Genomic DNA, 14637 nt, shown 5'->3' on the forward strand with positions numbered 1-14637 from the left:
AAACAAGCGCGCGCGACAGCACGTCGAAAAGCATCAGCCTGTGTCGTACGGCCTCCCTTGGCGGTACGTTTCAGGGCGCTGCCGCGTCGCCACTCACGAAGGAAGAGAAGTGCAGCGATTTGTCTTCACGATCCGATTCAAGTTGATGCTTGCCTTCGGCGCCTGGGCAACCCTGATGTTGGTCGTCGGACTGGTGGCGCTCACCTCGCTCTGGGGCCTCGACGCGAACGCGTCGTCGTCATACCGCCTGTCGCTGACGAGCCTGATCGCCGTGGCGTCGATGGGCGGTGCCGTCGCGATCTATTGCGGTGTGCATCTGAACCGCGTGGTATGCGGTGGGTTGAACCGCATGGGCAAAAAATTCGAGGACATCGCGGTCTCCCTTGACCTGTCAAAGCGCTCATCCAGCCCGCGCATGGACGAGTTCGGCCGCGCCGCCGTGGCGTTCGACAAGTTGATGCGTCGTGTCGAAGCGACTGTGTCCGCCGTGAATGTATCGACCGAATCGGTCGCCACCGCGACGCGCGAAATCGCGGCCGGAAATCTCGACCTTTCCGCGCGCACGGAAGAACAGGCCGCGTCGTTGGAGCAGACCGCCGCCAGCATGACGCAACTGACCGAGACGGTGAAGCAGAACGCCGACAATGCACGCCAGGCGAACGTACTGGCTACGAACGCCACGGACATCGCCGGTACCGGCAGCAACGCGGTGCAAACCATGGTGGCCACCATCGAGCGAATCAACGGCAGCTCGAACAAGATTTCCGAAATCACGAGCGTGATCGAGGGGATTGCGTTCCAAACGAATATCCTCGCGCTGAATGCCGCCGTGGAAGCGGCGCGGGCCGGCGAGCAGGGACGTGGCTTCGCGGTGGTGGCCGGTGAGGTGCGTAGCTTGGCCCAGCGATCGGCGTCGGCGGCAAAGGAAATCAAGGACTTGATTTCCTCGTCGGTCGCCACGATTCAGGATGGCTCGCAACAGGCCGTCGAAGTCAGCGCCGCGATGGACGAGATCAAGAGCGCAATCAAGCGGGTGACGGAAATCGTCGGCGAAATTGCCGGGGCGTCGGAAGAGCAAAGCCGTGGCATCGAACAGGTCAGCCAGGCCGTCACGCAGATGGACCAGGTGACGCAGCAGAACGCCGCGCTGGTCGAGCAGGCGGCCGCGGCGACCCACTCGCTCGAAGACCAGGCGGCCAAGCTGAAAACCGCGGTCTCGTCATTCAGGATTACCGAGTCAGCGCACCTCGCGGTTGCCATCGCCGCATAGCCGCGTCGTCGCGAACGTCACCATTTCGCCGGTGCGGGCACGGCGCACGGCCCCTCAACGCCTACGCTGGTGAACTCCGCCGGGCCTACCACTTCCAGGTATTCCATATCCGGCGAATAGTCGAAAAGGAAGTGGCGGATGCCGGGGCGTTGATGCACGCAATCGCCCGCTTCCACGAGCGTTTCCTTGTCTTCATACATGAACTTGGCCCAGCCTTTGAGCATGTAGACGATATGGAAATCGGCACCGTGGATATGCCACCCCGTACCCGCCTCGGGCGCCTGATTGGCGCGAACCAGATGCGCGATGACTTTGCCGCCGGTGGCGTCGGCAATGCCAAGGTCACGATACATGAAGAAGTCGCGCAGACCGCCGCTCACAAACGCGGTGTCGCCCGGCTTGACGTGGGAAAAATGGCTTTCGTTGCTGTTCATGATGTCGATGACAAATCAATGAAAACTGCGGGTTAGGAATACGAAGTCGCCGTGCCTTGTACTCACGTCACAGCACGTGGGCCCATCGCGCCTCTCGGTCTGCGAGGGCCCGTACCACCGGCCAAGCCTATTGCGCGGTCCAGCCACCATCCGCGGCCCATGTGGCGCCGCGCACCTCAGACGCCAGAGGCGAACAAAGCATCAAGGCAAGGTTGCCAAGCGCCTCGGGCGACACGAATTGGCCGGACGGCTGCTTTTCCCCCAGCAGGCGAGCTCGCGCGTCGTCGGGAGAAAGGCCGTCGCGCAGCGCCAGGTCGTCGATCTGTTTCTGCACCAGCGGCGTCAACACGAATCCCGGGCAGATGGCGTTGCATGTCACGCCGGTCCTCGCGGTTTCCAGCGCCGTGACTTTCGTCAGCCCCACCAATCCGTGCTTTGCGGCCACATAGGCCGACTTGCCCGCGGAGCCAACGAGGCCATGCACCGACGCAATGTTGATGATGCGCCCCCAGTTGCGAGCGCGCATGCCAGGTAACGCGTGGCGGGTCGTGTGGAACGCCGAACTCAGGTTGATGGCGATGATGTCGTCCCATTTGTCGAGGTCGAACGTCTCGATGGGCGCCACGTGCTGAATGCCGGCATTGTTGACGAGAATGTCCACGGTACCGAAGCGATCCCGCGCCGCCGCGAACATGGCGTCGATGGCTTCGGCACTACGCATGTCGGCCGGATGGTGCATGACCTCGGCACCCTCCGATGCGATCGTCGAGACGGCGGCATCCACATCGCCGAAGCCGTTGAGAATGAGGTTGGCACCGGCGTGTGCCAGTGCCCGTGCGATACCCAGGCCAATGCCGCTGGTCGAGCCAGTGACAAGCGCGGTTTTTCCGTTCAGCGTCGTCATGGAATCCATCGTTCACACCAATCCAGTCGTGTAATAGAGCGCGATCACGAAGAACACCGCCATCGTCTTGATACACGTCACCGCGAAGATGTCGCGGTACGATTCGCGGTGCGTCAGTCCGGTGACGGCGAGCAGGGTGATGACGGCGCCGTTGTGCGGCAGCGTGTCCATGCCGCCGCTGGCCATCGCCACCACGCGATGCAGCACTTCGAGCGGGATGTGCATCGTTTGCGCCGCCTTGATGAACGTGTCGGACATGGCCGCGAGCGCAATGCTCATGCCACCGGAGGCCGAGCCCGTAATCCCCGCGAGCGTCGAGACGGACACCGCTGCGTTCACGAGCGGGTTGGGAATTCCCTTGAGCGCATTGGCGACCACGAGGAAGCCGGGCAGGGCGGCAATGACGCCCCCGAATCCATACTCGGAAGCCGTATTGAGCGTGGCGAGCAAGGCGCCGGACACGGCGGCTTTGGTGCCGTTCGCGAAGCGGTGGCGCACCTTGCCGAAGGCCGTCAGCAGCACGAGCAGAATGCCGGTGAGCAGCGCGCCTTCGACAGCCCAGATCGCCACCACGCCATTGATCGATATCGTCAGCGGGGCATGAATGCCGGGAAGAATGTCCGGGGTCACGTCAAAGCGATCGCCATACCAATGCGGAATCGCCTTCGTGAGCGCGTAATTGACCACGCCCACCAGGACCAGCGGCGTAATGGCCAGAATGGGATTGGGCAGGTTCTCGGTGTTCACGCGCTCGGGCTCGTTGTGCAGCGAATCGCCGTAGCCTTCGCCGTTGGCCGCGGCAATGCGGCGACGCCACTCGAGGTAGCTCAGGCCAACCACAACGATGAAGACCGCCCCGGCAACCCCCAGCACAGGCGCTGCCCAGGCCGTGGTCTTGAAGAACGTGGTCGGGATGATGTTCTGGATCTGGGGCGTACCCGGCAGCGAATCCATCGTGAAGCTGAATGCCCCCAGCGCAATGGCACCAGGCATCAGGCGCTTGGGGATATTGCTCTGTCGGTAGAGTTCCGCTGCAAACGGATAGACGGCAAATACCACCACGAACAAGGAGACGCCACCATAGGTGAGCAGCGCACACACCGCGACGATCACGGCGTTTGCCCGTGTGCGGCCAATGTACTTGATCGCAGCGGCAACAATGGACTCGGAGAAGCCGGACAGTTCGATGACCTTGCCGAATACGGCCCCGAGCAGGAATACCGGCAGGTAGAGCTTGACGAAACCGACCAGCTTTTCCATGAAGATGCCGGAAAAGACGGGCGCAACGGCGTCGGGCTGGATCAGCAGCACAGCACCCAGCGCCGCGATCGGGGCAAAAAGAATCACGCTATAGCCGCGATACGCAACAAACATCAGAAACGCCAATGCGGCGAGCACGATGAGAAACGACATTTTGTCTCCAGTATGTTTGCCTGCACGTTGTTGTGCAGGCTGAAGTTCTTACGACCGGCAGCCGCTTACGCAATAATCGTGCCTTCGTTGCTTAAGTCCTTGATCGGGAAGGACTCCGGCAGTTCTCGCCCCGCAGTGAGCAACGAAACGAACAGCGAGGCGCGGCAGGAGGGCGTTGGATTGTCTCGAATTGGAGACGGCTGACGAGCGTTGCTTGGGCTGCAATGCCAAAAATTCCCAACAAATCAGTCTTGATACGGCGTTTTCACTGATGGAGCCGGTGTCTCGGTTTGTGGAATAATCGTCTCGAAATATGGACAAATAGCGATTTCGAGATGACTGATGACAAAACGCCGGACACCGTCACGCTAGGCAAGGCGAGAGGCTTGCTTTCCGATTACGGATTCGTTCGCAAGCACGCCATGCAGTCTCTGTTCGAGACGCTGGACAATTCCAGCGAGGGCACCGTGGTCGTCGACAGCGATGCGCGAATTGTCTGGATCAATCGCAGTTACGCCGCTCGCTTCGGATTCACCAATCCCGATGAAGTGATCGGTCTGGATTGCGAAACCGTGATTCCCAATAGTTTGATGCGCGAAGTTGTGGCGACGGGCAGGCCAATCCTGCTCGATATTCTGGAGACCGGGCAGGAGCCGCTGGTGGTCACACGGCTTCCGATTCGGGATTCGCGCGGTGGAACCATTGGCGCCGTGGGATTCGCGTTATTCGACGAGCTGAAGGCGCTGACGCCGATGTTCAGCAAATACTCGCGACTGCAGTCGGAGCTCCTTGCGACGCGCCAGTCGTTGGCGCAGGCGCGGCGGGCGAAATACAGCTTCTCGAGTTTTGTCGGCACCAGTGCGGCAAGCCTGGAGACCAAGCGCCTCGGGCGTCGCGCCGCACAGCTCGATTCGCCGGTGTTGCTGCTCGGGGAAACCGGGACCGGCAAGGAGTTGCTGGCCCATGCGATTCATGGCGAATCCATGCGCGCAGACAAGCCGCTGGTCACAGTCAATGTCGCCGCGATTCCCGATGCGCTGCTCGAAGTGGAGTTCTTCGGCGCCGCGGCCGGTGCCTATACCGGGGCGGACCGAAAAGGCCGAACGGGCAAGTTTGAACTGGCACACGGCGGAACACTCTTCCTTGACGAAATTGGCGACATGCCGCTATCCCTGCAAGGCAAACTGTTGCGGGTCTTGCAGGAGCGGGAATTCGAGCCGATAGGGTCGAACCGTGTCGTCCAGACGGACGTGCGCATCATCGCCGCCACGTCGGCGGATTTGCCGAACCTGGTCGCGCAAGGGAAGTTCCGGGCCGATCTGTACTATCGCCTCAACGTGTTGATGATTCGGGTTCCGCCGCTGCGCGAGCGTGCGTCGGACATCGAGGCCATGTCATATGCGATTCTGGATAAATTGAGTTCGCGCCGCGATGCGGGGCATCTGGAATTGAACGAAGACGCCATCGGGCGACTCAGGGCCTATCGCTGGCCGGGGAATGTGCGTGAATTGCACAACACGCTCGAGCGCGTGGCATTGCTCTCGGAGAGCGGGCGCATCGACGCGCGTTCATTGGCTCGCTTCATTGGCGACGGCGTCGGCGCGCAAAGCGATACCGATGGGGCGGCGGATGCGGAGACGGTCGTCGGTCAGGCGAACGGCGATCTGGGCGCGGCTGACGTGCCGCGATACGACGAGGCGATGAAAGCGTTCGAGCGTCAGTTGTTGACGGACGCGGTGCGTGCCGCGGGCGGCCGCGTGGCAGAAGCGGCCACGCGATTGGGCATTGGCCGCGCCACGTTGTACAAAAAGATGGCGCTTCTCGACATCACCGCATAGTCTCGTTGTCCGCTCGAGGTTCGGATCCGACTGGGCCGGCAATTACCGGCGGTTGAGCAAGTGCTACGGCACGCACATGCCTGGCGCCGGCCCCGAAGATGCGAAACTGTCGGTGGAAATGCGATCGGCAGCAAGCCCGAGCGCCGTACACGCCTGCACGCACGCCTGGACAAAACCAGGCGAGCCGCTGATCACGGCGCGGTATAACGCCATGGATGAGAATGTCTGTTGAATCCACAAAGGCGCGAGCATTGGCTCGGCGGTATAGCGGCTGACTTCTTCCGTAACGACAATCTGGTACTGAAAATTTTGGTAACGACGCGTGAGCGTCGCCAATCGGTCGAGCGCGAAGACCTCCTGCACTTCGCGAACAGAGAGCATCAGCAGCATTGCGTCGCTGAAACCGTGCGCCAGCGCGTCCTCGAAGATGGCAAGCACCGGGGCAAGCCCCGTCCCGCCAGCAAAGCCGACGACAGGCCCGTCCCCCGGCGGTAATCGGCACGTGCCAAACGGTCCGCGCACCTGAATCCGGTCTCCGACCTTCAGTTCGTCGTGAATGAACCCACTAGCCTGTCCAGACGGATGACGCGAGACGAACAGCTCCATTACGCCAGTCTTCTCATCCGCCGCCGCCAGGCTGTACATACGGTTGGGGGTAACGCCCGGGATCACAAGCTCGACGTAGGCGCCAGCGGGATAAGTAAAACCCACATCTGCCGGCGCAGCCAGGACGACTCGCTTGATCCTGGGCGTCAGGTTCACGGTGCTCAAAACTTCAGAGGAAAACACCGTTGTGGTCTGAGCGTCGACATCCGCGCCCTCGGGAAGCTCGATCTGCAATGTTGGCGTCAATGCCCGAGCCTGGCACAGCAAACAATAGCCCCGCGCTTTCTCGTCATCCGAGATAGCCAACCCCAACGACCAACCATGATCGACGGCCCCGTGTGCGACCTTTACCTTGCAGGTCCCGCAGGATGCGCCTCGGCATTGATGAGGCAGCGAAATTCCCTGGGCGAGTGCGCCATCGAGAATAATGTCTGCCTGATTGACCGAGAATTTCGCCCCGGTGTTAAGCACCGTAACTTCACAAGTTGTCATGACGTCAAACCTATAGTTGGTCCGGCACCGTTCCTCTGCCGGACCCCATTCCACAGCACATCGAAGCGCGATCACCGCTATCGCAGTGGTCGGACGATCACTGCGAATACGCGATTTCCATTAGAAAATGGGGATGACCTTCTCCGGGTCGTAAACCACCTCCTTGCCACTGATGCCCACTTCCGGCAGTGCGGGAAACTCGATGCCGTACGGATCCAGATTCGCCTTCATCCGCAAAACGGCAGTGCGCCAGTTCTCGACACGCTCGTCCAATGTGAGCACGCCGAACCCGGCGGATCGGGCCACGTCTTCCAAAGACCTCTGCGCAGGAATGAACGTCGGCGGAAGGTTCCAGAACTGTGCCGGCGGTTCGTGCAAGATGCCTGACAGGAAGACGAAGCCGGCGCGCAGTTGAATCGAGATCATTTCCTTGTCCTCCTCAGTCAAATGAGGAAGGAGCTTCTGAAGCACTGTGAGGCAAATTCCAAGGTGACGTCCCTCGTCCTGCCCGATTCGGCGGAAAGCTTCCTTGAACACCGGAATCTCCGTCTTTTGGTACATCCCGTGGAACAGCGTGGACGATGCCACCTCCCCAAACAGGAACGATGTGAAGAGAATCGGTAACGGATACTTGTCTACGGCCTTGTTAAAGCCGGTCCAGTATCGCGAGCCGTTGTAGTACAGCCACTGCACGTTATTTCTCGCGAGCTTTCCCAGCGCCGTTTCGGGCTCGTAGCCGAGCGGTCCGCCGGGGGTCAGCAAACGAATCGCACGACCACAAACCTCTTCGTGATTCATCTCGTCCCTGACCACCGAGAAGAAGCATTTCCGAATAGGGTCTTCTTGCTTGCTTTCGTAGGTGTGGATCATGGCTCGCGCGAACACCGTCGGCCCGGACCCGTCGAAGACGGATAACAATGCGAACCAGTAAGCAATGGCATAGCGCTGGTCGAGCGTAAATGCATTGACGTCCAATGTATCCCACGGCAAGGTGTGCGGCGACCAGCCCGGATCTCGGGCCGAATCGTAAATGTCATATAGCTTCGGCGTGTCGACGTTCCATTCGAGCGGGAAGATATTCTTCGGATCGATCGCCGGGGCCGCTGTCGTTGAAAACAGCAATTCGTCCGGCGCCGGCATTTCATCAAGCAGGACCGGCGGCAGCGACATCTGCTCTGCCAACTGATCGGAATTTGACTGAGTCATTAAGCTATCTCCTGATAGTGGGAAAACTACGATTTACGTATTGGATAATTAAATTATCCATCTAGACGGGTAATTAATTAAGCTTGTCTTACCTCGGTTAAGCAGCATGGGGCCGAGAGCGACAAGGCCTCCCATTCCGACGCACCTTTACCGCGTAGCACTTGCTCGACTACCTGATGACAGCGGCCAGCGTGCTCACGGGTGTCGAATTGATGCCGAATCAGCTCCGGGCAGCCAATAAGTGTGCAAAATCGCGCCCAGAATTTGGGTTCGAGCGCCCCCAGTGCAACCATCGTGTTGTCGGCGGTTTCGTAAATGCGATAGCAGGGAAAATCTCCAGACAGGAAGGCGCTGAAGCGATCGTCTGGAACTTGACGGGCAACGTCCGCCAGGAGATTCAAGCCTTCAAGAACCTCCACGATGCTGATCTCGATTTGCCTTCCGTTTCCCGACTTTGATCTTGCGTAGAGCGCGGCGAGCACTTCCGCTTCGGCGGCCAGCACGCCGCCCGCGATGTCTCCGACGGGAAATACTGGAAGCTTTCGCCACGGCGAAAGACCAAGCGCGTGCGCCAAACCACTGGCCGCAAGGAAATTGATGTCGTGGCCCGGTATGGCGGCCGCACCTGCGTTGCTGCCAAACCCTACGATGGAGCAGTAGACGAGTTTCGCATTGCGATCCCGCAGACTCCCTGCGTCGATACCAAGCTTGCCGAGCGTCCCCGGCAGAAAGCTGTCGATCACGACATCGGCTACCTCACATTCACTCAGCGCGCGACGCCGTTGAACATCATCCGTCAGGTCGAGCGACAGTACTTCGCTGCCTGCGTGAAGCCACTCATGCAGCAGGGGCGTGCCACTCGCGTCGACAAACATGGTTCGTGTGGGATCGCCCACGGGCGGTTCGATATGCAGCACCTCCGCCCCTTTTTTCTTCAGGCGCATGGCCAGCATTGGGCCTGGCAGATTGAGGCCGAAATTCACGACTTTCACGCCTTTGAGGGGAAACAAGTCCACTATGCCCCCCTCATTGCCGTAGGAACGGCGCCGGTCGCCAACAACTGCGCAATCCTGCTCTCGTCATATCCCATTCCCTCTAGGATCTGCCGAGCATGTTCGGCAAACATCGGCGGTGGCGCCCGGTACCGCGCAGCGGTTTCCGAGAGTTTGACTGGCGATCCGGTGCCGACATAGTCACCGATCTCCACGACCATTTCGCGATGCCGGGTATGCGGGTGAGTTGCGACCGCCGCTGTATCGACAACCGCGCCGCACGGCACACCGGCCTTCATTAGCGTATCGGCAAGAACAACACCGTCAACGTCATTGATTCGCTGTTCAATGGTGGCCCGAAGCGCCAGACTGTGCTCGAGTCGAAGTGCATTGGTCAGGAATCGCGGGTCATTCGCCAACGCGGCATCGCCCGCGATTTCGGCGAACTTTGCAAATTGACGGTCGTTCCCGATGGCCAGGAAGATGGGGACGGTCGCCGTTGGAAACATGTCGTAGGGACAAATGTTCGGATGCGCGTTTCCGGAGCGCCCTGCGGATTTTCCTGACAGGTGATAGTTCGGCAAATGCGGATGCATCAGCGAAACGCCCGAATCATAAAGCGTCGCTTCGACAAATTGCCCGCGCCCGGAAGATTCGCGTGCGTGTACGGCAAGCAAGATGGCAATCACGGCATTCATGCCCGTGACGATGTCGATGACGGGAACCCCCATTCGAAGCGGCTGGGCGCCTTTTTCTCCGTTCACTGACATCAGGCCCGACATAGCCTGCACCACGGCGTCGTACCCCGGCATGGAGCCAAGCGGTCCTGTCGCGCCAAATCCCGACACTCGGCAGTGAATCAACCGCGGAAAGCGCTTGGAAAGCGACGTCTCGAATCCGAGTCCCCATCGCTCCATCGTTCCTGGCTTGAAGTTCTCGACGAGCACGTCGGCATCCGCCAACATATCGAGCAAGACGTCTTTCGCCTGAGGTTGCGTCAGGTCCAGGGCCATACCCAGCTTGTTGCGGTTAACACCGATGAAATAGGAAGACGCGTCTCCCTTGAACGGCGGGCCCCAACCGCGTGTCTCGTCACCCTGCGGCGGCTCCACTTTAATCACTGTGGCACCGTGATCGGCCAGGAGCTGCGTGCAAAATGGTCCGCCCAGCACGCGCGAGAGGTCGATGACTTTCAGCCCGTGTAGCGACGTCATTGCTCCCCCTTTTCACCCGCCGACCCCGGGCGTTGAACAACGCGAACCGCCTTTGACTCGTACCTGGGCAACGTGCCTTCCTCATGACAGACCACCGTGCAGGCTAAACCGAGGCGCGCCTTGAGCTTCGTCTGCGCCTCCTTCTCCAGTGCTTCACGCGTCAGGGCGGAGTTCGCCATGCGCTCAATGGCTACCTCAACCGTGTCAAGGCTTCCGGTGCCCTTGTCCACGTAGATTTGCCACGCCTCTTTAATCGTTCCATCGAGCCCCGTGATGACGTCTTCGATCTGCGACGGATACACCATCACGCCGCGCACTTTCAGCATGTCGTCGGATCGCCCGACGATACGGCCGATCAAGGGGAATCCGCGTCTGCCGCAAGGACAATCGAAGGGGTGCTCTGATAATCGGACCAGGTCGCGAGTGCGCCAACGAACGACGGGGGACGCTTCCTTGTCGAGGGTGGTGATGACAATCTCTCCGATCTGCCCTGGCGCTACGGGTTGCAGTGTGATCGGATCGAGGATCTCCGCCATGACCGAGTCGTCGTTGATGAGATGCATCTCATCCGATTCGTGAGAGTGCTCACACGAGATGGAGAGAATCGGACCACCGGCCTCCGTCGAACCATAGATATTGTGGGCGACGAATCCCGGCGGCATCATGCCCTCGAGCTCCCTGCGAAATGACGTGGATACCGATTGACCGCCAAACAGACCACACCGCAGACGCCAATCCTTCTTCGGATCGATGCCGGCCTTCTGGGCGAGTGAAATGAGTGTCATCAACCACAGCGGTGACATGGTTGTCGCCGTGTATTCATGATCGCGAAGCCATTGAACGACCAGGTCGCCACGTCCAGGCCCCACCGGGAAATTCACGGCGCCGTAGGCATGTAGCGCCTGATCCATTGAGGTTCCGCCGATCCACAATCCATATCCATAGCCCTGGTAGACGCGATCGCCGGGCGCAATGCCAACCGTTCTGAAGATTCGACTCAACTGCTTGACGATCGTATGCTCCCAATCGTGCCGGGTGAACCCGAAGAGCACGGGCAGGCCCGTCGTCCCGGACGTTGCACAGAACCGGGCGATCTGCTCCAGCGGCACGGTCAGGAAGGGGTAGGGGTAGTGCGAGCGCAAGTCTGCTTTTTCGAGCGTGGGCAGCGCACTCAATGCCTGACGATCTGCCAAGTCATTCGGGGTGAGCCCCGCCCGCTTGAAATGATCCACCCAAGCGGGGAAGGCAGACAGTCGTTTGCCAAGCGACGCCAGCTTTCTGTCTTGCGTGGCAAGTACGTCCTCCCGACACGCGAAATCTCCTTGCAAGTGTTCTGATTCGACTGTCTCCATCACTGTCTCCTTGTCCATCCTGGATTGGACATTATTTATTTGGCCCGGCCAGCCATTGTGGGGAACGCCGCTACCTCATCGCGCCATCGCCACTGGCTCGATCACAACGATTCGTGGCCGACACCACGACACACACGAGAGACATCCAACCGCCTTACAACGACGCTCGCGTTCCAAAAATGGCGGTTGAATGGCTCGACATGTAACCGCCAGGTGCATGGGCAAGCGCGATCTCTGCACCGCTTACCTGGCGCTGTCCGCAATCTCCTCGCAGTTGCAGAACCGACTCGATGATTGTGTAGATCCCGAACATTCCGGGATGCCCGAATGACAATCCGCCGCCATTGGTGTTCATGGGGAACGCGCCTCCCGGTTCGGTGCGCCCGTCCGCCAGGAACGCACCGCCTTCCCCTTTCGCACAGAAGCCGATGTCTTCCGCGAACATGATCGGCATGATCGTGAATGCGTCGTAGAGTTGCGCGACATGTATGTCGTCTGGCGTCAGCCGGGCTTGTGAGAATGCTCGTGAAGCCGAGATCGACGCGCCCGTCGATGTGAGATTTGTCATTTGCGCAATGCTCCGATGGGTAACCGCTTCGCCTGCGCCCAACAGATAGATGGGCTCGCGCCTGTATGACTTTGCCCGGGCAGCCGACGTGATGATCACCGCGCCGCCGCCATCCGTGACCAGGCAGCAATCGCGCACGGTAAATGGCGTGGCGACAGGTCGTGACGACAGCACATCGTCAACCGTGAGCGGCGCACGTTCGCTCGCCAGAGGATTCAGCGCAGCCCACTTGCGGGCAGAGACGGCCACGTTTGCCAACTGCGCCCGTGTCGTTCCGAACTCGTACATGTGCCGTTGCGCCATCAAAGCATAGGCGGCAACCGGCCCGGGATAGGTGTATGGGGTTTCGTACGGGTTTGGCTCAGAATGCGACACAAATTGCGCGCCCGAGGAGCGTTGCGTGCTCCCGTAGACCACAAGCGCCACGTCGCACAACCCCGCCGAAATCGCTGCCTGCGCGTGATTGAGATGTGCGATAAACGACCCCCCGCCGACTTGAGTGGAGTCGGAGTAGCGGGGCTGAATGCCGAGATATTCGCAAATGCTCAACGTCGGCATGAACACTTGCAGGCCCGCGGCGAAAACACCGTCGATTTCCCCTATGGCAACGCCCGCGTCTTGCAGTGCTTCAGCAACCGCTAACGCCATGGCGTCTATCGGCGAACATCCTGGCGGCAATGCCGGGAACGCACTGACACCGACACCGACGATCGCGGTTGAGCCACGAAGATCCTTGCTCACGAATGCACCTCGAATACCACACGAGGCCCGGTGTCGGTTGTCTCGAAGTTGGCCCGCACCCGGGTGCCGATCGGTGCGTCAGACGGTGCGCCGAGGACCGTCGACATCAGCCTGAATCCCTCATCAAGTTCGACGATCGCGATCGAGTAAGGAGGTCTCGACCTGGGATGGAAATGGGTCATCGAATAGACCGTCCCCAGGCCCGCGCTTTCACGCCACTCAAGCGCTTCAGGGCGCCCACTGGGGCCCACCTCGCGCGGGAAGAATACCGGCACGCCGACGGTCCGGTCGAATTGATACATCAACTTCCCGTTTTGCAGGCCATTCAAATACACGTTTCTCGCGGATTGCACCGGGACAGGCCACATGATCATCTCCCGATAAATACTGGGGAGCGCCGCGCCTTGAACGCTGCGAGCCCCTCTTTACCATCGGTTCCACGCATTGCCTCGGCCTGTTTAACGGCCTCATGTTCCGCCATTTCGCCATACGTCTTGCCAGCGTCGAGAATCTCTTTGCTGGCGGCGAACGCCGCGGTGGGACCACTGGCAATCGACATCGCAAGCAAGGTGGCGACGTCATCAAGGTCCGCGGCACCTACACTGCGGTTGACGAGTCCCATCGCGGCGGCTTCGCGCCCCGTCAGCATTCGTCCAGTGAAGATCAGCTCGGCAGCTCGGTGTCGCCCAAGCCGTTCGCGGAGGTAGTAGTGCCCACCTGAATCCATGACCAGCCCGATTTTTCGAAAGGGACTTCCAAGCATCGCGTTATCCGCCACGACGGTCATGTCGCAGGCCAATGCCAATCCGAAGCCGAACCCCAATGCGGGCCCTGCAACGGCCGCAATCGTGGGAACAGGGCAACTTCTTACCACTTCCAGCACCGGATTGATTTTGTGCGCAAGAATGTCGTAGGTATCGTCGCGCTCGGGATCGGTGCCGTTAAGGTCGCGTCCGGCGCAGAAAGCCCCGCCTTCTCCCGAAATGAGAATGCATCGCGCCCCCGCGTCCACCGCCGCTTGCACCGCGGAGCCGACTGCGGTCATCTCGTCGATGGAAAGGCTGTTCTTTACCTCAGGCTTGTTCAAGCTGACTCGCGCCAGCCCCGATTTGACAGTGAGCAGTACGGTGCCGGACGTAGTCAATTTCCGCTCCCGCGACAACTCATGAGAATCTGAATGTCGGTTTTGAGCAGGAGCTCGTTGTTCTGGTTGAAGACATTCCAGCCAAGTTTGAGAACGCCATCTTTTCCCGGTCGCTTATCCCCCTTCCCGATGACTTCGCTCTCGAGTCTGATGGTGTCGCCAATGAATGTCGGCGCGACAAATCGCAGGGCATCCGTGCCGTAGTTCGCCACGATGGCCGGCGCATCTGGCGGGACGCCCAGGCCCGCTGCGACGGCGTGCACCAACAGCCCGGGGGCAATGCGCTGACCAAAGCGCGTGCCTTGCGCGTAGTGCGCATTCGTGTGAAGAACGTACCAATCACCGGTTAGCGCGCACCACTGCACAATGTCCGTCTCGGTAATGGTTCGCCCTCTCGTGACGAACCGCTCGCCCACCTCGATTTCGTCAAAGTACTTGTCCAGAAAGTTCATGTCTCCGCCTC

At 60.1% G+C, this 14637-nt stretch carries 14 protein-coding genes; 2 read left to right on the forward strand and 12 right to left on the reverse strand.

Going from position 1 to position 14637, the window contains the following annotated elements; translation table 11 throughout:
- Positions 1–109: 109 nt before the first annotated feature.
- A complete protein-coding gene (locus PCE31106_RS11490; RefSeq protein ID WP_150563323.1) occupies positions 110–1270 on the forward strand; it encodes a methyl-accepting chemotaxis protein in 1161 nt (386 codons plus the stop codon).
- Between the two features lie 17 nt (positions 1271–1287).
- On the opposite strand, the gene PCE31106_RS11495 is transcribed toward PCE31106_RS11490, so the two are convergent.
- From PCE31106_RS11495 to PCE31106_RS11505, 3 genes are all read right to left on the reverse strand, one after another.
- Positions 1288–1704, reverse strand: coding sequence for a cupin domain-containing protein (locus PCE31106_RS11495; RefSeq protein WP_017234619.1), 417 nt, complete (start codon positions 1702–1704; stop codon positions 1288–1290).
- Positions 1705–1831: 127 nt separating this feature from the next.
- Entirely contained in the window at positions 1832–2608 is a 777-nt protein-coding gene (locus PCE31106_RS11500) for a 3-hydroxybutyrate dehydrogenase (protein WP_150563324.1), read from the reverse strand.
- 12 nt (positions 2609–2620) lie between these two features.
- The gene (locus PCE31106_RS11505) at positions 2621–4021 is read right to left on the reverse strand and encodes a GntP family permease (protein ID WP_017234621.1); all 1401 of its coding nucleotides are present in this window, start codon (positions 4019–4021) and stop codon (positions 2621–2623) included.
- Positions 4022–4356: 335 nt separating this feature from the next.
- On the opposite strand from PCE31106_RS11505, the gene PCE31106_RS11510 reads away from it, so the two are divergent.
- The gene (locus PCE31106_RS11510; RefSeq protein ID WP_150563325.1) at positions 4357–5859 is read left to right on the forward strand and encodes a sigma-54 interaction domain-containing protein; all 1503 of its coding nucleotides are present in this window, start codon (positions 4357–4359) and stop codon (positions 5857–5859) included.
- A 63-nt stretch (positions 5860–5922) separates the two neighbouring features.
- Here the strand turns inward: PCE31106_RS11510 and PCE31106_RS11515 are convergent, their stop codons facing one another.
- From PCE31106_RS11515 to PCE31106_RS11555, 9 genes are all read right to left on the reverse strand, one after another.
- Positions 5923–6957 carry a 2Fe-2S iron-sulfur cluster-binding protein gene (locus tag PCE31106_RS11515; RefSeq protein ID WP_150563326.1) on the reverse strand — a complete coding sequence of 345 codons (1035 nt, stop codon included), beginning with the start codon at positions 6955–6957 and terminating at the stop codon, positions 5923–5925.
- 120 nt (positions 6958–7077) lie between these two features.
- Complete coding sequence (locus PCE31106_RS11520; RefSeq protein ID WP_150563327.1) at positions 7078–8163, reverse strand: hypothetical protein; 1086 nt, start codon at positions 8161–8163, stop codon at positions 7078–7080.
- A 77-nt stretch (positions 8164–8240) separates the two neighbouring features.
- Positions 8241–9179, reverse strand: coding sequence for a CoA transferase (locus PCE31106_RS11525; RefSeq protein ID WP_174975120.1), 939 nt, complete (start codon positions 9177–9179; stop codon positions 8241–8243).
- Positions 9179–10369, reverse strand: coding sequence for a CaiB/BaiF CoA transferase family protein (locus tag PCE31106_RS11530; RefSeq protein ID WP_150563329.1), 1191 nt, complete (start codon positions 10367–10369; stop codon positions 9179–9181). Before PCE31106_RS11530 ends, PCE31106_RS11525 begins: the two co-directional genes overlap by 1 nt.
- Positions 10366–11721: a phenylacetate--CoA ligase family protein gene (locus PCE31106_RS11535; RefSeq protein ID WP_150563330.1), complete on the reverse strand. Its 1356-nt coding sequence runs from the start codon at positions 11719–11721 to the stop codon at positions 10366–10368. Before PCE31106_RS11535 ends, PCE31106_RS11530 begins: the two co-directional genes overlap by 4 nt.
- A gap of 154 nt (positions 11722–11875) precedes the next feature.
- Positions 11876–13030 carry an acetyl-CoA acetyltransferase gene (locus tag PCE31106_RS11540; RefSeq protein WP_150563331.1) on the reverse strand — a complete coding sequence of 385 codons (1155 nt, stop codon included), beginning with the start codon at positions 13028–13030 and terminating at the stop codon, positions 11876–11878.
- Positions 13027–13398 carry a Zn-ribbon domain-containing OB-fold protein gene (locus tag PCE31106_RS11545; protein ID WP_150563332.1) on the reverse strand — a complete coding sequence of 124 codons (372 nt, stop codon included), beginning with the start codon at positions 13396–13398 and terminating at the stop codon, positions 13027–13029. The genes PCE31106_RS11540 and PCE31106_RS11545 overlap by 4 nt, the downstream gene beginning before the upstream one ends.
- A 2-nt stretch (positions 13399–13400) precedes the next feature.
- A complete protein-coding gene (locus PCE31106_RS11550) occupies positions 13401–14192 on the reverse strand; it encodes an enoyl-CoA hydratase/isomerase family protein (RefSeq protein ID WP_367649265.1) in 792 nt (263 codons plus the stop codon).
- Positions 14171–14626 carry a MaoC/PaaZ C-terminal domain-containing protein gene (locus PCE31106_RS11555; RefSeq protein ID WP_150563333.1) on the reverse strand — a complete coding sequence of 152 codons (456 nt, stop codon included), beginning with the start codon at positions 14624–14626 and terminating at the stop codon, positions 14171–14173. The genes PCE31106_RS11550 and PCE31106_RS11555 overlap by 22 nt, the downstream gene beginning before the upstream one ends.
- Positions 14627–14637: the final 11 nt, after the last annotated feature.

The sequence above is a fragment of the Pandoraea cepalis genome, assembly GCF_902459665.1.
In the GTDB taxonomy this organism is placed as follows: domain Bacteria; phylum Pseudomonadota; class Gammaproteobacteria; order Burkholderiales; family Burkholderiaceae; genus Pandoraea; species Pandoraea cepalis.

What these genes read in the sequence shown, in the direction of transcription:
- PCE31106_RS11495 (WP_017234619.1), bottom strand. Translation starts at nt 1,704, where the DNA reads ATGAACAGCAACGAAAGCCATTTTTCCCACGTCAAGCCGGGCGACACC.
- PCE31106_RS11500 (WP_150563324.1), bottom strand. Translation starts at nt 2,608, where the DNA reads ATGACGACGCTGAACGGAAAAACCGCGCTTGTCACTGGCTCGACCAGC.
- PCE31106_RS11505 (WP_017234621.1), bottom strand. Translation starts at nt 4,021, where the DNA reads ATGTCGTTTCTCATCGTGCTCGCCGCATTGGCGTTTCTGATGTTTGTT.
- PCE31106_RS11510 (WP_150563325.1), top strand. Translation starts at nt 4,357, where the DNA reads ATGACTGATGACAAAACGCCGGACACCGTCACGCTAGGCAAGGCGAGA.
- PCE31106_RS11515 (WP_150563326.1), bottom strand. Translation starts at nt 6,957, where the DNA reads ATGACAACTTGTGAAGTTACGGTGCTTAACACCGGGGCGAAATTCTCG.
- PCE31106_RS11520 (WP_150563327.1), bottom strand. Translation starts at nt 8,163, where the DNA reads ATGACTCAGTCAAATTCCGATCAGTTGGCAGAGCAGATGTCGCTGCCG.
- PCE31106_RS11530 (WP_150563329.1), bottom strand. Translation starts at nt 10,369, where the DNA reads ATGACGTCGCTACACGGGCTGAAAGTCATCGACCTCTCGCGCGTGCTG.
- PCE31106_RS11535 (WP_150563330.1), bottom strand. Translation starts at nt 11,721, where the DNA reads ATGGAGACAGTCGAATCAGAACACTTGCAAGGAGATTTCGCGTGTCGG.
- PCE31106_RS11545 (WP_150563332.1), bottom strand. Translation starts at nt 13,398, where the DNA reads ATGTGGCCTGTCCCGGTGCAATCCGCGAGAAACGTGTATTTGAATGGC.
- PCE31106_RS11555 (WP_150563333.1), bottom strand. Translation starts at nt 14,626, where the DNA reads ATGAACTTTCTGGACAAGTACTTTGACGAAATCGAGGTGGGCGAGCGG.